Origin of the sequence: Pseudoalteromonas sp. MM1, from assembly GCF_030296835.1 — a bacterium.
Taxonomy (GTDB): Bacteria; Pseudomonadota; Gammaproteobacteria; order Enterobacterales; family Alteromonadaceae; genus Pseudoalteromonas.
In genome coordinates this window covers 3,292,886-3,312,524 of record NZ_AP027922.1, presented here as the reverse complement: position 1 = coordinate 3,312,524, position 19,639 = coordinate 3,292,886, and the positions used below count along the sequence as shown (strand labels likewise).

Here is a 19,639-nt window from a genome sequence, read left to right as displayed (position 1 = left end):
AAAGTTAGTTTATAGTTGCCATAATTGTCTAGTTTTTATAGCTATTTTTGTATTTATCAATCAGTTTAATCACCAAGGTGTAATTAAAGTTATCTATTGCTTCTTTGAGCTCAAATAATGGGTGCTGGTGGGGAAATTGTTTAAGTTCAACTTCTCTAATTAATTCGCTAGAAATAGGGCGAGCAGATAAGGCTAAAGTATAAATATCATCTATGAATGTACTTTGCGGGGCGCAGCTTGTTGCACTATCAAGGGGGTGTGAAAAGGTGTGTGTAACAAGAAACTGCCGTGCAGCATACAATGCGAGTGTAAGCTGATCGTTAAACTCAGTTAAATCAACAGCAGTTTTATTTGCTAGCGCGAGTTCGGCTTTTTGGGCACTTTGCTCTAGTAGTTCTAAACCTAATGTACCAGCCAGCCCTTTTAAGCTATGCATTGCCCTAGATAGGCTTTTAAATTCATTATTAGTAAGGCAAGAGTCTACAACATCTATAAAGTTACTATAGTCATCATTAAACTTGGAAAATACGGTATTAATTAACTCGCTATTGTTATCAAGGTTATCCATTGCCAGTGCTAAATTTAAAGTGCTTAGTGTGTGAATTTTCTTTATATGCTTTTCTATCGACTGGTGAAGTGCGTCAAATAACAGTGGCTTTACTAAGTAGTCGTCCATTCCAGCTCTAATAGCGGCTTTTTTATCACTGGAAAATGCTGCAGCGGTAACAGCTATAATGGGCGTTATATAACCTCGCTGACGAAGTATTCGTGTTGCCTCTAAACCATCCATTACGGGCATTTGAATATCCATAAATATTATATCCACATCATACTTACCTACGCACTCTAATGCTTCTTTGCCATCATTCGCAGAGATAACGGTCATATTCATTTTACTAAGAAGGGCTTCTATAATTTCTAGGTTAATAGGGTTGTCATCTGCTACTAAGGCAGTGTAGCCAGTATATTGCGGATAGCTATCACCAGGAGGTAAATTACTAGTGCTGGCTAGCAGCAAGCGCATTAATTGTGATTCAGTATGCCTATTACCTATGGTAATAATATCAATATACTCGCTATCAGGCAGTGCTGGTGGCTGCTCTTGGTCACTAATTAAAAGAATAAGTAGGAGTTTGTGTTTGTTTCTTTGTTTTTGTAAATAAAGCTGCTGTAAAATAAAATTATCTTTTAACTCTTCATGCGGCAAAGCAATAAGCACAATATTAAAAGGACTGCTAGGTTGAGACATTTTTGCAATTGCACGAAGCGGTTCTTGGGTACTTTCTGCAGTAATATCGGCGTTACTTAACAATTTAGTTAGCGACTTTATCTGATTTTTATCAGGACTTATAAGTAATGCATGTTTTTTAAGTGCTTCTTGACTCGTCATTTTAAACGGGAGTGTAAAATAAAATTCGCTCCCTTGGTTTGGTGTGCTTCTTACTTGTATTTCCCCGCCTAGTAACTTAGTAAGCTGTTTACAAATAGTTAAACCTAATCCAGTGCCGCCATATTTACGGGTTGTGCTCGAGTCGCCTTGGTAAAACGAGTCAAAAATGGATTCGGTTTGCTCTGGCGTCATGCCTATGCCTGTGTCTTTTATACCAAAACGTAACTGTATATTTTGCTTATCTTGTGTGATGGCCTCAATAGTGATTGTTACTTCACCGCGCTCTGTGAATTTAATAGCATTACCCACACAATTATTGATGATTTGGCTTAAATAAAGCGGATCGCCAAGCAATTCGAGCCCTGCATCAACATGCAGTACAAAATTAAGATGTAACCCTTTTTGTTTAGCGTTGACCGAGAATAAGTTTTTAACATTAGAAACCACGGTATGCAAAGTAAAAGGAATTGATTCAAGCTTTACTTTGTCAGACTCAAGCTTTGAAAAATCGAGCACGTTATTAAGAATTTGCAGTAAGTTTTGAGCGCTTGAAAAGGCTTTATCTGCATAGTGTTTTTGCTTTGCTGGGAGGGCGCTGCTCTGCAATAACTGTAGCATTCCTAAAATACCATTCATTGGCGTGCGTAGCTCATGGCTCATATTAGCAACAAAGTCGCCTTTTGCTTGGTTAGCATTTTTCGCTTGAGTCATGGCAACAGTCAGTTCCTTGTTCATTAATTCCATTTTAGTATTAAGTGCTTGAGTTTCAGCTAACAATGCTTTTGTTTGTTTATTTTTTAAATACAGTGCATTGGCTGCAGTAATAACTGAATTAATTTCATTTTGATGGTGCTTATTACTAGTAAGTGTAACTTGTTTTTCATTGCTCATGTCTTTGAGCAGTTTGGTTAATTGCGCTATAGGCTTAATAACAGAGTTAAAAATAAAAAAGGTGATTAACGTGATAATTATAGTAATTAAAGCTGCAAAAATGTTTGCCATTTCTGTGCTTTTTAGCACGTGTTCTCGTAGTTGCTGCTCAGTCTGAGTGAGCTTTTGCTTCTCTATATCTCTGATTTTTTTGGCTAGATAAAGTAGCTCGTTTTCTATTCCCGTTAAAACTACATTTATCGAAAACGTATAACTGCGCGTTAAAATAACTAATTGGCTATACGCTTGCTCAAGCTCGTCAGTATTATTAACTAGGTTAATATTAGTGGCTTCAATACTTGCAAGTAGGGTATTTAAGTGTGCTAGGTTATCTTGCACATTTTGTGCTTCATCATAATTTGGCTTGTGTAAGTAATTGCTTGCTGCTTGTTCTATATTGCTAATAGTTAAAAGGGTATTCACTATTTTATTTTGCTGGCTGGTCAGCGTGTTTTTTTTAAGTTCATTAAGTTGTGCTTTTAACGCTTCAATAGGCTGTTTGAACTGCGAAACATACAGCTGCTCTCGTTTGGTTCTATTAATGACTACGCGATTAAATGTATCGTGATAATTTTTTAAGTAATCATTAAGCCGCTTTATTTTGTTTTGATAGCTTTCATCATGATCATTGAGATGTGTACTTAGCGTGTCTAAATCCATTTTTGCAGCATATAAGTGCATATTAAGTTTATCAATGGTATTGCTATTGGCATGATCTAGATAAGCAATGGCCTGGCTTTGTAAGGAGATCACATCATTTTCTAAACGGATAACAGACTCGCTTTGTAATAATGCTTTATGCTGCGCATTTTGTAGCTCAAAAAGGACTTTTTGCGAATAATTAAATAAGTAGCTTTGCAAAATTAATAAGGTAATTAATGCGCATAAGGCAATTATAATTTTTGATTTTATTGAATGGGTTATCATTATCTACTTATTAACTCATACCATTTTTGCAAACTGTAGTCGTAAGTCGGCATTACGCTATTCCAAACTGCAACATTGCTTAAACGTTTTAAATAGCTTCCGCCATTGCGCTGTTCACCGGTTTTTACTGCGACCTGTTTTTGGGTATTTAGTAAGTCAACCTTAGTGGGCTTTCCTAAGTACCAGTAATCCCACTCGCTTGGTGAAAGCATTGCTTTTGAGCGCTGTGGGTTACTAATGTAATACCCTTGACGAGCAATAAATGCACCCGCCCACCCCGAGAGCCACCAGTTCATATAATCGTAGGCGGCATCTTTTTGGTTATTATTAACCTGCGATGATAAACACATTACCCCATGCCAGCCTCGGTAGCCCTCTTTTGGGGCAGCAAACCTCACGTTAACATTTTGACTATTGAGAGCGGCCACAGCAGGGGAAAACATACTTTCTATGTGTACGCGTTGGCTTTTCATAAATTCAACTGACTCAGGCACGGAGTTCCAATAACCTGCAAAATGTCCTTGGCGTTTATAGTCAATTAAAATGCTAAATAAACGGTCAAGCTCGGAGCGAGTAATTGAACCAATATCTTTAAATGTGATTAAACCTTTGCTTTGTGCTGCCAAAGCAAGGTCGAATAAGCCAATGGTAGGTGCATTTACAATACCCACTTTACCTTGGTGGGCATCGTCAAGTAACCAGCCCCAGCTTTCAGTTTCGTAGGCAATACCGGGCTTGATCTTAGCTGTGTTATAACCAAAAGAATCCACATTATGCACATAAGGTAAAAAGCTAATGTGATCGCTTTCGTTTGCGCTTAGTGTACCGTCCTCCTGTACATTGAGTAATTTATAAGGGGCGTCGCCAGCACCAAACTTTGCATCAGGAGTGAGTTTACCCGTTTTAGTAAGAGGATTTATTTCATTAAAATAGGTGAGTCGCTTTTTTTCTATGGGCTGAATAGACCCTGCTCTCCAAAGTACATTAATACTGTTTGACCATTGCTCGTATAAGTCGAATGAATCTGGTTCCATGGAGGCTTTTTGCAATACGGCAGCACTACCGGCAGGGGAGAATTCTATATTTATGCCTAAATCAAGCATTGCTTGTTTACGAATGGCTTCTTGTAGCGTGACATGGGTTCCTAAGACTCTTAGGGTTACTTTTTTTCGGGCAAACACATAAGGAATATGGGTAACAACGCCCGTGGTTAAACCAATAATAGCGAGCTTTTTTAACGTGGTGCGTTTAGGGGAATCCATTGTTTAAGCCAAAAGTATGATTACTACAGATGAGGTAATTTATAGTCAACAAAAACTAAACAAACAAGGAATGAGCAAATATAAAAGTTATTGTGTAGAAGATAAAAGAATAATAAAACGATGAAAAGTAGGAAGTAATAGAAGAGTAGGAAAGTGGTGGAGCTAAGCAGGATCGAACTGCTGACCTCCTGCGTGCAAGGCAGGCGCTCTCCCAGCTGAGCTATAGCCCCACATTCCTAAATTACATAGTTGTAATTGCTTGGCTGCTGAGTTCCAAGCGGGGTGAACTTTAAATATTTTTATAAAATTGGTCAAGTATTTTTTAGCAATATTTAACTGTTATCGTTTATTTTTGATAGACTCATGCAAAATACCTCGCGAAACGACAAAAACAATGAAAAAAAGTATCTGTATACTTGCTTTGCTACTTGCTGGCTGTGCAAGTAATGAAGCGCCTCCTTATGAAATAAATAACAAGCAGTTTTATGAGAACGTGGATGAGCAAGGTAACAAAATATTTGCTTATGTTGTATCGGTGAAGGCTGAGCATCGCAGTAACATAAACTTAAATAACGGCGGGCGAGGCGAAAAAAGACCGAGCCGCTCTGATGTAAAGCGTTACATAGAACAAGAACACTTCGAAGACTCTAGTGTGTTAAAACTTAAGCTTGAGGATGAAGCTGTCAGGTTTTTAAACGAAACTCTCAGTGAAAATAACTATTGTGAAAATAAACACGAAATTACACAAGTGCTATGGCGTGACTTAAGTGTGCAGCTAAGAGGGCGTTGTTTGTAGTATGTTGGCCGATAAAGCAAAGCTTGCACAGTTGTTAGCGCAATTAGGTATAAATTACGATGTCATAGAGCACCCTGCGTTACACACCAGTTTAGATGCCGATGCATTGATGGTGGAGCGCCCAGGTACACGACTTAAAAATTTGTTTTTGCGTGATAACGAAGGCAAAAAGCACTTTTTAGTAATTACCGCACACGATAAACAGCTTGATTTAAAAGCCCTATCTAAGCAACAGGGGCTTTCTCGGTTGGGGTTTGCTTCTAGCGAGCGGTTAGCACGTTATTTAAAAGTAGTGCCCGGCTGCGTGTCTATGCTTGCCCTAGCAAACGATAAACAAAGTAACGTTACTTTGTGGCTTGATCAAGATATTTGGTTTAATGAGCTGTTTCATTGCCACCCGTTTGAAAACACCCAAACTTGGTTACTTACAAAAAATGATTTAAACACATTTTTTGAGCATACAGGGCATCAGCCTCGGGTCATGTTTTTACCTTCTCGATAGCCTAGGGTGACTAAGACTAAACCAATAAAACACACACTCAGTAAGCAAAGCATAAATGCAGTTTGCCCTGAGTGTTGATAAACAATACCTGGTAATAACGAGCCCAGCGCCCCGCCACTATAATAAAACGATACATACCCGCCATTCGTTACACTTGCAGGTGCTTTGCTAATCTTGTTAACGAGCGGAGCTGCACTTGAGTGAATAACAAACATAGCAGCACAAAATATCGTAAATGCGATTAAAAACACACTCAGTTGCTGGCTTATAAGTAACACAATGCTTAAGTTATACACGATAAAAACCGCAGCAAGTAAATACCAAGGCGAAGGCGCTTTTTTAGCAAGCCAAGGTGTTGCAATAGAGGCTAAAGCACCAATTAAATAACCGCTGTACACTAAACCTATATCGCGGGTATTTGTAATTAAAAAGGTGTTTTGCAAAATAAAGGGTAGGTAATTTAATAAGGCCGCAAAGCAAAAAAACATACAAAAAACGGCACCATACAATTTTAGTACTGCCGCATCTTTTAGCTGTTTAATATACGTTAGCGGTGTAAGTGCTGATTGATTAGATACCACAAAGCGCGTGGGCTTTATACTGATAGCTAGGCCAATAAGCACAATGGATATAACATAATAAAAACTTTGCCAATACCATACATCACTAAATAAAGCAGCTAATACTCGGCCAAAGTAACCCCCAGCTATGGTACTGCCTATGTATAAGGTCATATTTTTTTGTAAGGTATCTGCGCTATAACGTATACCAATGTAGCTTGTCATCGCGGTAAGTGCGGCGGGTAAGGTTAAGCCTTGTATAAAGCGTACTAAAAGTAATAGCTCAAAACTTGGTGCCACTGTAAACAGTATGCAGCTCACACCTAAAATAAACATAGCGATACGTAAAATAATAAGTGGGTTTTGCTTGGCTAAAAATAGCCCATAAATAAAAGGAGCTATTGCTAAAGGCAACATGGTTACACTCATTAAACTGCCGGCGAGCGCAGGAGACACGTTAAATTCGCTAGCAAATAAGCTCAATAAAGGTTGAGGTGCGTACAGTACAAAAAATATAAACACCGAGCAAATAAGTAAGTGAGCAAAGCGCATTTTAAGGCTTAAAATATAAGCTGATAAGTTAGCCAAAGTATATGAAAAATGGCTTATATTTCATAGCTTAAATCATCAACAATTGCGCTAAATCAAAATGTATATTCAGCCCTTTGCTAGATTAATGCTAATAGCACTGTTATTTGTACTCGTTGGTGATTAAAATAAACCTAATATAAGTTTTTAGTGGAACAAAGCCATGGGTTCATTACAAGACCAATTGCTGCAAGCAGGGTTAACAACATCGCACAAAGCTAAAGTTGCTAAGTCAGAAAAACGTAAGCAACAAAAAAAGCAAAAAAAAGGGGCTACCAGTAACCCAAGCGATCTGCAAAAGCACATACAGCAAACTAAATTAGAGCAGCAAAAAAAGGCTGAGGAACTTAACCAGTCGCGCCAAGAAGAGCTTAAGCAACGTGAGCAAGTTGCTCGTGTTAAGCAAATACTTGAGCACCATAACCAAGACTCTATCCGCGGTGAGCGTACCTTTAATTTTACTTACGATAACAAAGTAAAAGGGATAGACGTAAACGAGAAAACCCAAAAAGCGTTATCGGGTGGCCGTTTAGCTATTTGTGTACTGGAAGGGCAATTTTACGTACTCGATGATGAGCCGGCGCGTAAAGTCGCAGAAGTTGATGAAAAGTACATTGTTTTTCATGTGGAACCTGAAAACAAACCAAAAGATGAAGACGACCCATATGCAGACTTTGAAGTACCAGATGATTTAGTATGGTAAGTGTCTGTTCAGTATTGTTTGCTAAAGTTAACAACAATGGCTGAAAACGTAGTCATGTTTGTTTGATCGCCTAACGTAAATTGATACGTATGCTTTTTACTAGATTGTTTACTACAATCAATAGACTATTTTCTAACCGTCAAAAAGAAGAGTGAATATAATGAGCAAGATGAAAGCACTAATAGTAGGCGCGGGTATTAGTTTAGCCGCAAGTTTTTCGTTTAACGCCGCCGCTGCTGATGGCGAAGCCCTTTACACCCAAAAAATGTGTCAAACATGCCACGGTGCAGAAGGTAAAGCACCTATTATGGGCGCATACCCTAAAATTAATGGTCAAAATAAAGACTATTTAGTTGCCCAAATGAAAGATATTAAATCGGGCGCGCGTAGCAATGGTATGACTGCTGCAATGAAAGCAATGATTGCAACGGTAACGGATGAAGAGTTTGAAGCCATTGCAGACTACCTTTCAAAGGTAAAATAAAGCACCGCGTTTAAAACGTACTATCGTTTTAAATTAAAGCGCAGCGTAAACAGCCACACAATTGTGTGGCTGTTTTGTTTGTGTTTGCTATAAAATTAATACTGCTTTAGACTTCTAAACATCTATTCGTACTTGTGTTGTTGTACGTATTTTAAAAGGCTGATTATGATCGATTTACCCCAACTAGATTTAAAAAATAAAGTGTCGGAGCAAGAGTGGCAATTGCGCGTAGATTTAGCAGCTTGCTACCGATTAGTAGAGCATTTTCGTTGGGGGGATTTAATATACACGCATTTATCGGCACGTTTACCTGGCACTGATCACTACCTTGTAAATGCATTTGGCTTAACATTTGACGAAGTAACTGCATCAAATCTGGTGAAGGTTGATTTGCACGGCAATATTATTGACGATACTCCATTTAGTATTAACCCAGCGGGTTTTACTATTCATAGCGCCATTCATGAAGTACGTGAAGATGCTCATTGCGTTATTCACTTACATACCAAAGAAACCATTGCCGTTGCTACACAAAAAAATGGTTTATTGCCACTAAGCCAATACTCTATGTTTTCGCTCCCTTCACTGTCGTACCATGGCTATGAAGGGCTGGCTGTAAATGATGACGAGCGTAAGGTATTACAAGATGATTTAGGCAGTACCAATCATATGCTATTGGTAAATCATGGGGGCTTAACCGTAGGTCCAACCGTAGGCGATGCCTTTATGCGTTTTTATGACTTGCAACGCGCCTGCGAAATTCAGCTGGCATTACAAGCCAGCTCACAAGAGGTTATTCCCGTGCCGCAGCCGATTATCGACAATATTTATAACCAAGCTAATGTGGTACATAGCGGTAGCACAGGTGGGCAACTAGCGTGGCCTGCCATGCTGCGAAAAGCGTACCGACTTGATCCCAGTTTTGCACAATAGCCTGTGTGGCTAATAAGGAATTTTAATGAAAGTAAATCGCGTAGAAGTTTTTGATATTCATTGCCCAGAGCGTCCAGCCTGGACGCCGGTTTTCGTACGTATTCATACCGATGAAGGTATCAGTGGTGTAGGTGAGGCTGGGTTAGCTTACGATTTAGGCCACAGTGCAGCAGCGGCAATGATCAAAGAAATGGCTGATGCTTTTTTAATTGGGCACGACCCATTTCAAACCGAAAAGTTATGGTCGCGTATGTTACGCGAAAGCTTTTGGGGTTTAGGTGGCGGCCCTGTTGTTTATGCAGCAATGAGCGCCATAGATACAGCACTTTGGGATATAAAAGGTAAAGCACTTGGCTTACCGGTATATCAATTACTGGGCGGTAAAGTAAACGATAAGCTACGTACTTACGCATCGCAGCTACAGTTTGACTGGGATAGCGAATTTAAAGCGTTAGTACAGCCGCAAGAATACGCAGAAGCAGCCTTAAAAGCGATTGGCGAAGGTTATGATGCAGTAAAAGTTGACCCTATCCAATACGATAAAGACGGCAATACATATTACGACCGTACTAAAATTATTTCTCGTGGTGAAATGAAGTTGTACCGTGCCCGTATGCAAGCTATACGTGAAGCGGTGGGTGATGAAGTGGATATTATTTTTGAATGCCACAGCTTACCTGGCGCGACCTCTGCTATACAAATTGGTGAAATAGCCGAAGAGTTTGATTGTATGTACTACGAGGAACCCGTTAACTACTTAAACCATTCTTTACATGCAAAAGTAGCCGATAAAGTGGCAGTGCCGATTGCTGGTGGTGAGCGTTTATACAATCGCTGGGGTGTGCGCCCCTATTTAGAAGATCAAAGCATTGATGTACTTCAACCCGATATTGGTTTATGTGGTGGTTTTACTGAAACTAAAAAAGTATGTGACTACGCCGATATTTTTGATGTGCGTATTCAAGCGCATGTATGTGGTGGGCCTGTTGCTACTGCCGCATCGTTACATTTAGAGACCGCTATTCCTAACTTTTTGATTCATGAGCATCATACATATGCCATTAAAAAGTGGAACCGAGAGCTGTGTTTACAAGATCCACAGCCAAAAAATGGCTTTTTTGAAGTATCAGAAGAGCCAGGCTTAGGCATTGAATTGAATGATGAGATTGTAATGCGCTCGCAGCGTGTAGAAATTAAATAGCCTAAGCGTTATTTAAATACTATTGTCTAAAAGTAAAAGCCGGTAAGTGATAGCTCACTTACCGGCTTTTTTATAGCTGTATTACCATCACCAATATGAGCAATAATATTTAAATATTTTTATGGGATTAATTGGCAAGATTACTTGTACACGTAACGCCTTTTATCTCAGCGGTGGCTTTACTATCAAGGTGGCGTATATAGCAGCGACGATTGTTTATCATTAACTCGAATTGATCGGGAAAGTTAAGCTGTTGATTGGCTCTTATATCGCTACGGTTTGTGTTTTTAAGAGTAAAGGTACTGGTGTGAATAAACACATTGTCAGCAAGCCTGACATTTTTTATATGCATTAGGCGCTCTATAACACGCTCTACCGCTTGGCTATTTGGCTCGCTGAGTAAGGCATGGTGCAGCTTAGGGGTCGGCTGTGTGTTAGATGCGCAACCACTTAAAATAGTTAAAATGCCAAGGGCTGATAATCGCGAATGTAATGTCATAGTCATTGCCGCATTTACGTAAGTGGTTAAATTTAATATAGCTCAACACGCCCTACATATTATAAAAATACTTAGCATTTGCGTAGCTAAGGTTATGCCATATTGTATTTGTTTTACACAAAGCTTGATGGCTATGCCAAACATCATTATAGCTTGCGTTAATTTGGCAAACCGGAAAGTTACTCGCAAACATAATTCGCTGCTCGCCAAAGTACGAGAACATAGTTTCAAAGCAGTATTGTTGCTGTTGTAAATTTAACGCTAAAAGCTCAAAACCCGAAAACTTAATCGCTATATTATTGTGAGCACTTAGCATACGAATGCTTTGCTGCCAGTTATTAATATTATTAGGTAAGCCGCCATGGTTTATTATTATTTTTAGCTGAGGCAGCGCCTTAGCGTAACTAGCAAGCTGAGCAGCTATTGCGGTATTTTCAAGCTCAAACTGGGCTTCATAATGCAGCCCTTGCTGGCAAAGGGATTGCAAATTATTAAAGCAAGCGGGGTTTAATAATCGCTGTGCACCTGCGCCTTCGGTTATATCCCGTATGCCGATTAAATGGGGGTGGGCAAGGGCGTTTATTGCTTTTGCAAATTGCACAGGTGCGCAATCTAACTGTGCGTAACTAATGGCTTTAAAGGGGAGCTTTTTTAAATGCGCCGTTAGCCAATTAAGTTCGTTAATGGGGGCGTTGTTATCAAAACCTGCCTCTATATGTACTATGCCGGCGAGGGTAAAGTCACTGCTCTCTAGTAGCTTTTTTTCACTAATAGGTTGTTTTATTAACTCTAAATTTGGCCATGCTGGTGGGTTTTCGCCTTGCAGCCACGTATATTGCCCCTCGGCAAGGTTAAAAAAATGAACATGGGGGTCAATAATTTTAAGGCTCATCGGCATATGCTCATTGTGTGGTATAGCCGCCATCAATACTTTGTAGACTACCGGTTATAAAACTGGCATCGTCACTTGCTAAAAAGCTAACTAACGCGGCAACTTCATCAGCTTGGCCTAAGCGGTTTAGTGGTTGAAGGCTTGCTTCTTCTGCCACTATATCGGCCTTATTAGCGCCGCTTTTTTTACAATAAGCATCTATCGCGTTATGAAATAGAGGGGTTTCTATTGTCCCTGGGCATACCGCATTAGCACGAATATTAAATTGGGCGTAGTCAAGCGCTGTGGTTTTTGCCATAGAAGCAAGAGCATGCTTAGTAAGGTTATAAGCAAACGAATTTTGCTTACCTATAATTGCTTGATCTGAGGCAACTAAAATAATAGCACCGCTGTTTTGTGCTTTCATACTTGGCAGTACACTTTGTACTGCCGCGTATGCGCCTTTAACGTTAAGTGCAAAAAGTGCATCGAGAGTTTCCTCATCGGTGTGCTCTATATTTGCACTTAAATGTTTACCGGCATTAGATACAAGTACATCTATGCGTGGGCTTTGTTTACAAATGGCCGTAATACATGCTTTTACAGCACTAACATTACTCACATCGCATTGGTGAAAAACCCCCAGCTCGCTGTACTCAATATCCAAATTGTGCACCGTGTAGCCATTTTCAATAAAGCGTTTTACAACTGCTAATCCAATGCCTTTTGTACCGCCTGTAACAATAGCAACCTTAGACATACTTGCTCCTAATTTAAGGTGTGTGATTAGTGAGAGTGACCGCAGCCGCCTTCAGCGTGAACATGGCCATGCGAAATCTCTTCACTGGTTGCTTCACGAACAGATACCACTTCTAAATCAAACGTTAGCGTTTTGCCTGCAAATGGGTGGTTTAAATCGCAATCTGCATTAAAGCGGCCTACTTTAACTAATGTTACCTGGTGTTGTCCTTGGTTTGAGTGCACCATTGCAGTCATACCTGGTTTCCACACTTTTACATCGCCTTGTAGGTGCTTAAGCGGAATACGCTGAATTAAATCGTCAACGCGCTCACCGTATGACTCGCTAGGCTCAAGTGTTACGCTAAACTTATCGCCAGCAGCTTTGCCTTCAAGGGCTTTTTCTAAGCCAGGAAGCATGCCTTCGCTGCCATGAATATAGCTAAGCGGTGCGTGGTTTACACTGCTTTCTAGTTGCTCGCCCGCTTCGCTTAATGTGTAATGAAATTCAACTGCTGAATTTTTGCTAATTTGCATGCTTGTCTCTTTTACGTTTTTGAGTATGTTAAAGGGCGATTTTACGCGAATTGCCGAGCTTTATAAACTCAGCGTGGTTGAATAAGTGATTTTTGTAGATCTTGCAGTAAATCTTGTTTTGGCTGCGACTGTTTGGGTTTTTCTGCTTGGGGAATAAATAGCGTTAATTGCGTGCCTGGCTTTAAAATGCTTGATGCACTTAAATTGTTCCATTTAGCTAAATCACTGTGTGGTACTTCGTAAAGCTGACTAATGCTCCACAAACTATCGCCTTGTTTTACTTCATAGTCTATTTCTAGAGTGGGGATCACAACTTCTTGTGGCTCTAAATAAGGACTAATTTGATAATCTATAGTAAGCGATTTTGGGAGCGTTTTAGGCTGTCCAACCAGCAGCTTTTCACCTATGCCTATCATATTATTTTGTTTGCCATTGAGCTGCTTTAACGCGTTTACCGACATGCTAAAGCGCCGTGCAATGCTGTACAGCGTATCATTTTTTTTAACGATGTATTCACCTGCAAAATTCGACTTAAAAAATTGGCTTTTTAACAGAGCCTCTTGGCCAATAGGTAAAAGCAATGAGTGGGGGCCATTAGGCGAGCTTTGATTTTTTAAATAACCCTGGTTAAGCGCGTGCAACTGTTTTGAGCCAACCCCAGAGAGTTTCGCTATGACCGAAAAATCAAACTGTTGGCCAACATTCATTTGCGTTGTTATTGGTTTATTAGCCAGTTTAGGACGCTTAAAGCCTTTTTGTGGGTGTTTAACTAAGTAGCTTAGCGCTAATAGTTTAGGTACGTAGTCGGCGGTTTCTTTTGGTAGCTTTAAAGAAAAGTAATCGGTACTTTTACCGCGTTTTTTATTTCGCTCAATGGCTCGTTTCACTCGGCCTTCACCACTGTTATAAGCCGCTAGCGCATGTAGCCAATCGCCATCAAAGCGTTTGTGTAAATAGCTGAGGTATTCAAGTGCGGCATCGGTTGAGGCAAGTACATCTTGTCGACCGTCATACCACTGATCGGATTTAACCCCAAAATGGTGTGCTGTGGCCGCCACTAGCTGCCAAACGCCTACAGCTTGCTGCGATGAGGCAATGGTGGGTCTAAAATCACTTTCTACAAAAGGCAATAAAGCCAGCTCCATAGGTAGGCGCTTTTGCTCAATTTTTTTTACTATATGATACAAATAAGGCGCGGCGCGTTTATTTACAGTGGGTAAATAGTTGGGTTGTTTTAAATACCAGTTAATGCGCTTTTTTAAGGCGCGATTTTGATACACCGTAAAGTGTAGGTTGTTGGCAATATGCATCCATAGGTTTTCAGCTTTCGCGGGGCGTTTTTTTAAGATTGTTTTTTTTGCTTTTAGTGGCGGCGCAGGGTTGGCTTGCTGAAATTGTTTTGGCTCTACAGGCTCAAATTCAATTTGTTTTTCGTAGCTTGGCTCAAAGTGCGTGAAAATCTGTGGTGCTTCAACAGGCTCTGCATTTTCTGTAGAGCGACAACCAAACATTAAAATACACACACAAATTAAACACAATCCGCGAATTATCATCTCTTTTAAAAATACCTTTATTTGTTAACACTATTCCGTGTGCTGAGTTAATTGGGCGCGCTTAAGCCCTGCTTGTAAAAATAACTGGCTCGATTTTGTATTGAGCGCCTCTTGTTTATATGGCGCTAAAATATCCGCAGGAAAACTCGCAGTAAGTTTCTCAAGCGTTTGTTTTTTATTGTTTTTAACGTGCGTTATTAAATTTGTTAAAAACAATAAAGGCTGCTCAAGTTGCTCTTTTTCAAGCGCCCCGCCGTGGCCGGGAAGTATTGTACGCAAATTAGGCTGATTAATATAGCGCTCAAGTAAGGCTTGCCAATTTTGCAGTTCGCCATGGCCTGGGTATGGTAACCAATCAACAATATCGCCACCAATCAGTACGCTTCCGTTGTTTGTAGTTAGGGTTAAGTCCCCATTAGTGTGCGCCAGCTCTGGGTCTATTTGAACCTTAAAGTTGCCTAAATCTATGGTTTTTTGTTGGCTAATAGCTGTGAGTGGTTTATTTAAGCTAAATGTTTTCCAGCGTAGAAAGCGTTGTTTTGCAAGGCTAAGCTTTTCTCGCCATTGTGTTTGCTCTTGCGCCGGCAGTGTGGCTAATCGTTGATAGCTCAGTTCAATGCTTTTTTCATACCCAGCGAGTTTGTCTTGGTAGGCTTTTTGGTAAATTGCAAAGTCATCTGCGACTTGTTTATGCACTATTAGCTGCGCTTTTGGGAAGGCGTTTTGTAATACGGCCATGCCGAGTAAATGGTCGTCATGAAAATGGGTCGCAACCAAATAACATAATGGGGTTTTAAGGTGCTTTTTTAATTGTTTTGCCAGTGCTTCAACAGCTGCAAAGTTTCCGCTTGCATCAACCATTAGCGCACATTGTTCGCCCTCTATGAGCACTTGGTTAGAGTCGTAAAAACGTAGCTTATCTTGTTGTTTTAAAAATTGCACATTCTCGTTTATTTGCTGCCAAGTAACCGCTGCCTGACTAGAGTAAGAAAATAGGCTAAGGGGGATAAAAAGGGCGATGATTATAGTTACTAAACGGGGCTTTAATATCATTGTGTGTCTCTGCGCAGCATTTATTTACCCTCATAATAAACAAAAAGCGCACGGGGCGCTTTTTATTTTTTTATTGGGTCACTCGCCAAGCATTGGCTGAGTTTATCAATGAGTTGATCTTGCTGCTGTTGCTCTACACTGGCATGCGTTTTAGCTTCTAGCAACTCGTGGCTGAGTGTAAGTGCTGCTAAAAGTATCGCTTGTTGTTCGTTGCGAACTGATGAGCGTTGCTTTGTTTGCTCAACCAAGTCATTTAAATTTTGTGCTGCTGCTATTAATGCATCTTCTTGCCCAACAGGGCATGCAAACTGCTGCTCTTTACCTAGCAACTCAACTGTGACCCGCTGGTTTTGCAGCTCAGACATTAGCTTGCCTGTTGTGCGCTTTGTAGTTTATCAAGTAAGCCAGTTAACGTAGAGCTAGCATCTTTTTGCTTTTCTTCGTTTTCAAGGGCTTCTAGTTGTAAAATTTCGTTTTCGTCACTTAATTTTGCATTTTGCTCTTTTAAGCTAGCAACATCTGTTTGTAATTGGTTGTTGCGTTCGATAAGTGAGTCGATCAGTTGTTCGAGTTGTTGAAGAGTTGTGTTGTTCATAAAGGCGCTCATATAACTGTAATTAATGTCATGCAAATGTAAAGCAAAGTGTGTTGTTTTGCCAGCATTTACGGTGGTTTTAGCACAATTTTATTGTTTATTAAGTGATAATTCAGGGTAGTGGCTTTTTTGTTCATAAATGGTTCACTTAACTACTCGTTAAGCGGTGTATAGGTTGCCAAAATACGGAGCTTGTGGTTCACTGCCGATATTAAATTGCGTATAGCGAAAATTAACAATGCTTAGTTACAGACACTCTTTTCATGCAGGTAATCCCGCCGATGTGCTTAAACATTTGGTACTTGCACAGGTACTTCAATACCAAACCATTAAAGATAAACCCCTCGATTACATTGATACTCACTCAGGTGCGGGGTTTTTTGAGTTAAGTTCATCTGATGCCCAAAAAACACAAGAATACAAAGAGGGCATAGCTAAGCTTTGGCAGCATAGCAGTGAGCACGAGGCGCTAAACGATTATATTGCATTAATTAAATCGTTTAATGGTGGGGACGAACTGGCGTTTTACCCTGGTTCGCCAAAAATTGCCGAGCATTACTTACGCCGCCAAGATAAAGGCTGGTTTTTTGAATTACACCCGCGCGATTTGCAGTTACTTGAGCAAAACATGCAAGGCAAGCGCTCGATTCGCGTTCGTGGCGAAAACGGTTTTGCCGGTTTAATAGGATTACTCCCGCCAGCTTCACGCCGTGCATGTGTGCTTATTGACCCGCCTTATGAGATAAAAGACGATTACGATACTGTAATTAGCACATTAGTTAAGGCGCATCAGCGTTTTGCTACTGGCACATATATGATTTGGTATCCCGTTGTTGATAGAGCGCGCATCAATAATATGGAGCAAGGGCTCATTGACTCAGGTATGCGTAATATTCAATTATTTGAGTTAGCCACACAAGCGGATACTGACGTACACGGTATGACGGCATCAGGTATGATTGTTATTAACCCGCCATGGAAATTAAAACAAACCATGGACAGCGTATTACCTGAGCTAGTTGAGCTTTTAAGTGACTCTAGCGGCTTTTATAGAAGCGAGCAGTTAGTCGACGAGTAACTGCTTGCCATTATGTAAAGTAAAAGCCCTGTTGGGCTTTTACTTAATTAAAATAAACCGCATTAAAGGTGGCAAGCGTGTTGCCACTGCTATCTTTTAACGCTAAAGACTCGCCTTCTATAGCCCACTTTTGCGTGTTATTGAGCATATTTAACATAGCGGCTTCTAGCTCCATGCTTTGTGAGCACATTTTTTTTGTACTTGCCAATTGGCTAAACGAAATTGAATGTTGCTCTGTGCTATAGCTGCCATTGACGTTATTACACCCTAAAAAGCCGTTAACGCGGTTATCTTTATCAAATTGTATAAATGGCTCTTTTGTTCTTACACTGACTGTTTGCGCATTAATTGTTACGGCTTTCCAGTATGTGTTGGTAAGCGTTACATCATTCTTAGGGGCGGTAACTTTTTCAAGCTCAATTTCGTGAAGAAAACCTGATTCGGCATTTTTAAAAGGGTTATATTGTCTTGCGCTGGTATAAAGAACTTTGTCTTTATTAATGATTCTCGCTGTTAGGTTATAGCGGTGTTTATCAACAATGTTGTTGTTATCATAAGCAAGCTCCACGGTATAGGGTGGCGCTTTATTTATATCAACCACTTGTTGAGTAATTATTTCAGCTTTTACATCTGCTTTTGACACATCTGAGAGCGTTACAATCAGTTGTGAGCCAGGGCGCGGCATACTGCGATCTTTATAGCTCACTTGGGTGGTTAAGCCCATAACGCTTTTTTGTTGTGCTGTGGGTTGTGATTCATTCGTTGGTTTTTCACAGCCTGCTAATGCTAGTGCGCTTAGAGCTAATAAACTTAAGCCTGTAAATGTGCTTTTTTGACACTTAAATTGCTGCTTTGCCATACTTGTGCTCCTTATTCCTATATTGTGGGTAAGTGTAGGGGGGAGGAGCTTAATAATGGCTTAATTTTTTAAGGCACAAAAAAGGCGCTATTGCGCCTTAATATAATGCTTTAACGCTATTTTTTTACAAACTTTGTTAAAATTACAATACGTTGGCCGTCTACTCGCCCTTCAATGTGTTCAGGGTTATTTGTTAAACCTATATTGCGTACTGCTGTGCCGCGTTTGGCGGTTAAGCTACTGCCTTTAACGTCTAAGTCTTTAATTAAAGTAACGGTATCGCCAGCTTGCAGCACTACGCCGTTACTGTCTACGTGTTTTATATCGTCTTCTACAGCAAGCGCTTTTTTGGCCCACGCTAGGGTATCTTCTTCTAGGTAAATCATATCTAGCGCATCTTGTGCCCAGCCATTATCAATAGCTAAACGCGTTAACATTCTGTAAGCCACCACTTGTACGGCAGGTGTTTGGCTCCACATGCTGTCGTTTAAACAATGCCAATGTGTTGGGATAAGCTCGCTATTGTTTTCTATTTGATCTTTACAGGTTTGGCAGGTGTAAATGCATTTGTCAGAGTGGGTTTCGGTAACAGGAGGCACTTCGTAAACAGATAAGTGTTCGGTTGCGCTGCATAATTCACACTGGTTATTACTGCGCTCGATTAAGGCTTTTTCAATACTCATAAGGCGTTCTTATATAGGAAGGGGTTTACATTTGGCCGTATTATACCCTAGCTAAGCCAAGGGAGGATACTAATCCCTTAAATTTTGTGTGGGAATACTTTGCATATATTTATCTTCTACTTGCTTGATAAAGCCTTCTTTATTTAGAGTGTCAATTGCGATATTTATTGCTGGGAGTAAATCAGCATGCTTACTAATAAGCCTGATCCGCATTAAGCCGTATGAATGTTGAGCTCCAAAAGCAATTTCAATACCTAGCTTATTTGCCCAATATAAGGCCGGTAAGTCTCCAGCAATCGCAACATCTACACGGTTGAGATTTAAAGCGGTGATCAACTCTTTTTCAGAGGGAAAGTCTACACGGTTAAACTCTTTATCATTGTGATAATAATAACCCAAAACGGTGCCGACATTTTTATTTTGAAGGCTTGCTACAGTTTGCCATTGTTGAGTATTTTGGGCTGACGATATAATAGATTCGGATACTGATAATAATGGGTTGGAAAAAACATAATGCGAGTTTTTTCGCTCACTTTCAGGGAGCCAGCTGAGAGAGATTACATCAAAATCTATTAACCCATCGCTTAAATATTTAGTAATTCGCTTAGCGGGTAAGTCGACATGTTCAGCATTAATGTGCGCTGTTTTTAAAACCTGCTCAATAACTTCAGGTAAGATGCCAGGCAGCTTAGGGTTATTAGTTGAATAGGGGTAATGACTGCCCGATGCAGTAATATTATATTTCAATACGGGTTGGCTGTGCGCGACATCAGAAAAGCCTGTCAGCAGCAAGGCGAATGTAAGTAAAAACAACTTTAATAAATACAAATAGCTAACCTTTACTAAGCTTTTAATTTTGAGAGTTATGTAATGTTGCCGCGTTTGCAATGATTCTAG

The 19,639-nt window shown here is 40.1% G+C and carries 21 protein-coding genes and 1 tRNA gene; 7 read left to right on the top strand and 15 right to left on the bottom strand.

The genetic code is table 11. The features are described 5' to 3' along the window. Window positions 1–28 precede the first annotated feature (28 nt). The 3 genes from QUE46_RS14940 to QUE46_RS14930 all read right to left on the bottom strand — a co-directional run bounded on the left by QUE46_RS14940 (window position 29) and on the right by QUE46_RS14930 (window position 4,739). Window positions 29–3,247, bottom strand: a complete 3,219-nt coding sequence (locus QUE46_RS14940) for an ATP-binding protein (RefSeq protein WP_286245447.1) — start codon at window positions 3,245–3,247, stop codon at window positions 29–31. After that, window positions 3,247–4,509 carry a PotD/PotF family extracellular solute-binding protein gene (locus QUE46_RS14935; protein WP_286245446.1) on the bottom strand — a complete coding sequence of 421 codons (1,263 nt, stop codon included), beginning with the start codon at window positions 4,507–4,509 and terminating at the stop codon, window positions 3,247–3,249. The genes QUE46_RS14940 and QUE46_RS14935 overlap by 1 nt, the downstream gene beginning before the upstream one ends. A 154-nt stretch (window positions 4,510–4,663) precedes the next feature. Next, window positions 4,664–4,739: transfer RNA gene (locus QUE46_RS14930), tRNA-Ala, on the bottom strand. Between the two features lie 164 nt (window positions 4,740–4,903). On the opposite strand from QUE46_RS14930, the gene QUE46_RS14925 reads away from it, so the two are divergent. After that, window positions 4,904–5,305 carry a hypothetical protein gene (locus QUE46_RS14925; RefSeq protein WP_024031465.1) on the top strand — a complete coding sequence of 134 codons (402 nt, stop codon included), beginning with the start codon at window positions 4,904–4,906 and terminating at the stop codon, window positions 5,303–5,305. A 1-nt stretch (window position 5,306) separates the two neighbouring features. After that, window positions 5,307–5,807: a prolyl-tRNA synthetase associated domain-containing protein gene (locus tag QUE46_RS14920; protein WP_286245445.1), complete on the top strand. Its 501-nt coding sequence runs from the start codon at window positions 5,307–5,309 to the stop codon at window positions 5,805–5,807. On the opposite strand, the gene QUE46_RS14915 is transcribed toward QUE46_RS14920, so the two are convergent. Further along, window positions 5,774–6,919 carry an MFS transporter gene (locus QUE46_RS14915; RefSeq protein WP_286245444.1) on the bottom strand — a complete coding sequence of 382 codons (1,146 nt, stop codon included), beginning with the start codon at window positions 6,917–6,919 and terminating at the stop codon, window positions 5,774–5,776. The genes QUE46_RS14920 and QUE46_RS14915 overlap by 34 nt on opposite strands. Window positions 6,920–7,118: 199 nt before the next feature. Between QUE46_RS14915 and QUE46_RS14910 the strand changes: the two genes are divergently transcribed. The 4 genes from QUE46_RS14910 (at window position 7,119) to QUE46_RS14895 (ending at window position 10,276) form a co-directional block, all read left to right on the top strand. Next, the gene (locus QUE46_RS14910; RefSeq protein ID WP_004587650.1) at window positions 7,119–7,658 is read left to right on the top strand and encodes a DUF2058 domain-containing protein; all 540 of its coding nucleotides are present in this window, start codon (window positions 7,119–7,121) and stop codon (window positions 7,656–7,658) included. 160 nt (window positions 7,659–7,818) lie between these two features. Then, the gene (locus QUE46_RS14905; protein WP_286245443.1) at window positions 7,819–8,142 is read left to right on the top strand and encodes a c-type cytochrome; all 324 of its coding nucleotides are present in this window, start codon (window positions 7,819–7,821) and stop codon (window positions 8,140–8,142) included. A gap of 165 nt (window positions 8,143–8,307) precedes the next feature. Next, window positions 8,308–9,075 (top strand): class II aldolase/adducin family protein, encoded by a 768-nt coding sequence (locus tag QUE46_RS14900; protein ID WP_055014674.1) that lies wholly within the window; start codon window positions 8,308–8,310, stop codon window positions 9,073–9,075. A gap of 25 nt (window positions 9,076–9,100) precedes the next feature. Then, complete coding sequence (locus tag QUE46_RS14895) at window positions 9,101–10,276, top strand: mandelate racemase/muconate lactonizing enzyme family protein (protein WP_004587647.1); 1,176 nt, start codon at window positions 9,101–9,103, stop codon at window positions 10,274–10,276. Between the two features lie 127 nt (window positions 10,277–10,403). Here QUE46_RS14895 and QUE46_RS14890 read toward each other — a convergent pair whose 3' ends face one another. The 8 genes from QUE46_RS14890 to zapB all read right to left on the bottom strand — a co-directional run bounded on the left by QUE46_RS14890 (window position 10,404) and on the right by zapB (window position 16,122). Further along, window positions 10,404–10,775, bottom strand: coding sequence for a hypothetical protein (locus QUE46_RS14890; protein ID WP_286245442.1), 372 nt, complete (start codon window positions 10,773–10,775; stop codon window positions 10,404–10,406). A 52-nt stretch (window positions 10,776–10,827) separates the two neighbouring features. After that, complete coding sequence (locus QUE46_RS14885) at window positions 10,828–11,667, bottom strand: amidohydrolase (RefSeq protein ID WP_286245441.1); 840 nt, start codon at window positions 11,665–11,667, stop codon at window positions 10,828–10,830. A 10-nt stretch (window positions 11,668–11,677) separates the two neighbouring features. Beyond that, window positions 11,678–12,406, bottom strand: a complete 729-nt coding sequence (locus tag QUE46_RS14880; protein ID WP_286245440.1) for an SDR family NAD(P)-dependent oxidoreductase — start codon at window positions 12,404–12,406, stop codon at window positions 11,678–11,680. Window positions 12,407–12,432: 26 nt separating this feature from the next. Beyond that, window positions 12,433–12,921 (bottom strand): peptidylprolyl isomerase, encoded by a 489-nt coding sequence (locus QUE46_RS14875; RefSeq protein WP_024031457.1) that lies wholly within the window; start codon window positions 12,919–12,921, stop codon window positions 12,433–12,435. A gap of 68 nt (window positions 12,922–12,989) precedes the next feature. Then, the gene (locus QUE46_RS14870; RefSeq protein WP_286247784.1) at window positions 12,990–14,468 is read right to left on the bottom strand and encodes a LysM peptidoglycan-binding domain-containing protein; all 1,479 of its coding nucleotides are present in this window, start codon (window positions 14,466–14,468) and stop codon (window positions 12,990–12,992) included. A gap of 36 nt (window positions 14,469–14,504) precedes the next feature. Continuing rightward, window positions 14,505–15,527, bottom strand: a complete 1,023-nt coding sequence (locus tag QUE46_RS14865) for an MBL fold metallo-hydrolase (protein ID WP_286245439.1) — start codon at window positions 15,525–15,527, stop codon at window positions 14,505–14,507. Between the two features lie 62 nt (window positions 15,528–15,589). Next, window positions 15,590–15,892, bottom strand: a complete 303-nt coding sequence (locus QUE46_RS14860) for a cell division protein ZapA (RefSeq protein ID WP_004587640.1) — start codon at window positions 15,890–15,892, stop codon at window positions 15,590–15,592. Next, entirely contained in the window at window positions 15,892–16,122 is a 231-nt protein-coding gene (zapB, locus tag QUE46_RS14855; RefSeq protein WP_024031454.1) for a cell division protein ZapB, read from the bottom strand. The genes QUE46_RS14860 and zapB overlap by 1 nt, the downstream gene beginning before the upstream one ends. Before the next feature lie 238 nt (window positions 16,123–16,360). Between zapB and QUE46_RS14850 the strand changes: the two genes are divergently transcribed. Beyond that, window positions 16,361–17,200 (top strand): 23S rRNA (adenine(2030)-N(6))-methyltransferase RlmJ, encoded by an 840-nt coding sequence (locus tag QUE46_RS14850; RefSeq protein ID WP_286245438.1) that lies wholly within the window; start codon window positions 16,361–16,363, stop codon window positions 17,198–17,200. 43 nt (window positions 17,201–17,243) lie between these two features. Here QUE46_RS14850 and QUE46_RS14845 read toward each other — a convergent pair whose 3' ends face one another. The 3 genes from QUE46_RS14845 to QUE46_RS14835 all read right to left on the bottom strand — a co-directional run bounded on the left by QUE46_RS14845 (window position 17,244) and on the right by QUE46_RS14835 (window position 19,570). After that, window positions 17,244–18,059 carry an META domain-containing protein gene (locus QUE46_RS14845; protein ID WP_286245437.1) on the bottom strand — a complete coding sequence of 272 codons (816 nt, stop codon included), beginning with the start codon at window positions 18,057–18,059 and terminating at the stop codon, window positions 17,244–17,246. 116 nt (window positions 18,060–18,175) lie between these two features. Beyond that, window positions 18,176–18,742, bottom strand: a complete 567-nt coding sequence (locus QUE46_RS14840; RefSeq protein ID WP_286245436.1) for an alkylphosphonate utilization protein — start codon at window positions 18,740–18,742, stop codon at window positions 18,176–18,178. A gap of 69 nt (window positions 18,743–18,811) precedes the next feature. Beyond that, window positions 18,812–19,570, bottom strand: coding sequence for an ABC transporter substrate-binding protein (locus tag QUE46_RS14835; RefSeq protein WP_286245435.1), 759 nt, complete (start codon window positions 19,568–19,570; stop codon window positions 18,812–18,814). Window positions 19,571–19,639 lie beyond the last annotated feature (69 nt).

Coding starts and splice junctions, on each gene's coding strand:
- QUE46_RS14940 (WP_286245447.1), bottom strand. CDS start 3,247: ATGATAACCCATTCAATAAAATCAAAAATTATAATTGCCTTATGCGCA.
- QUE46_RS14900 (WP_055014674.1), top strand. CDS start 8,308: ATGATCGATTTACCCCAACTAGATTTAAAAAATAAAGTGTCGGAGCAA.
- QUE46_RS14865 (WP_286245439.1), bottom strand. CDS start 15,527: ATGATATTAAAGCCCCGTTTAGTAACTATAATCATCGCCCTTTTTATC.
- QUE46_RS14935 (WP_286245446.1), bottom strand. CDS start 4,509: ATGGATTCCCCTAAACGCACCACGTTAAAAAAGCTCGCTATTATTGGT.
- QUE46_RS14915 (WP_286245444.1), bottom strand. CDS start 6,919: ATGCGCTTTGCTCACTTACTTATTTGCTCGGTGTTTATATTTTTTGTA.
- QUE46_RS14925 (WP_024031465.1), top strand. CDS start 4,904: ATGAAAAAAAGTATCTGTATACTTGCTTTGCTACTTGCTGGCTGTGCA.
- QUE46_RS14845 (WP_286245437.1), bottom strand. CDS start 18,059: ATGGCAAAGCAGCAATTTAAGTGTCAAAAAAGCACATTTACAGGCTTA.
- QUE46_RS14875 (WP_024031457.1), bottom strand. CDS start 12,921: ATGCAAATTAGCAAAAATTCAGCAGTTGAATTTCATTACACATTAAGC.
- QUE46_RS14880 (WP_286245440.1), bottom strand. CDS start 12,406: ATGTCTAAGGTTGCTATTGTTACAGGCGGTACAAAAGGCATTGGATTA.
- QUE46_RS14850 (WP_286245438.1), top strand. CDS start 16,361: ATGCTTAGTTACAGACACTCTTTTCATGCAGGTAATCCCGCCGATGTG.
- zapB (WP_024031454.1), bottom strand. CDS start 16,122: ATGAACAACACAACTCTTCAACAACTCGAACAACTGATCGACTCACTT.
- QUE46_RS14910 (WP_004587650.1), top strand. CDS start 7,119: ATGGGTTCATTACAAGACCAATTGCTGCAAGCAGGGTTAACAACATCG.
- QUE46_RS14890 (WP_286245442.1), bottom strand. CDS start 10,775: ATGACATTACATTCGCGATTATCAGCCCTTGGCATTTTAACTATTTTA.
- QUE46_RS14840 (WP_286245436.1), bottom strand. CDS start 18,742: ATGAGTATTGAAAAAGCCTTAATCGAGCGCAGTAATAACCAGTGTGAA.
- QUE46_RS14905 (WP_286245443.1), top strand. CDS start 7,819: ATGAGCAAGATGAAAGCACTAATAGTAGGCGCGGGTATTAGTTTAGCC.
- QUE46_RS14920 (WP_286245445.1), top strand. CDS start 5,307: ATGTTGGCCGATAAAGCAAAGCTTGCACAGTTGTTAGCGCAATTAGGT.
- QUE46_RS14885 (WP_286245441.1), bottom strand. CDS start 11,667: ATGAGCCTTAAAATTATTGACCCCCATGTTCATTTTTTTAACCTTGCC.
- QUE46_RS14860 (WP_004587640.1), bottom strand. CDS start 15,892: ATGTCTGAGCTGCAAAACCAGCGGGTCACAGTTGAGTTGCTAGGTAAA.
- QUE46_RS14895 (WP_004587647.1), top strand. CDS start 9,101: ATGAAAGTAAATCGCGTAGAAGTTTTTGATATTCATTGCCCAGAGCGT.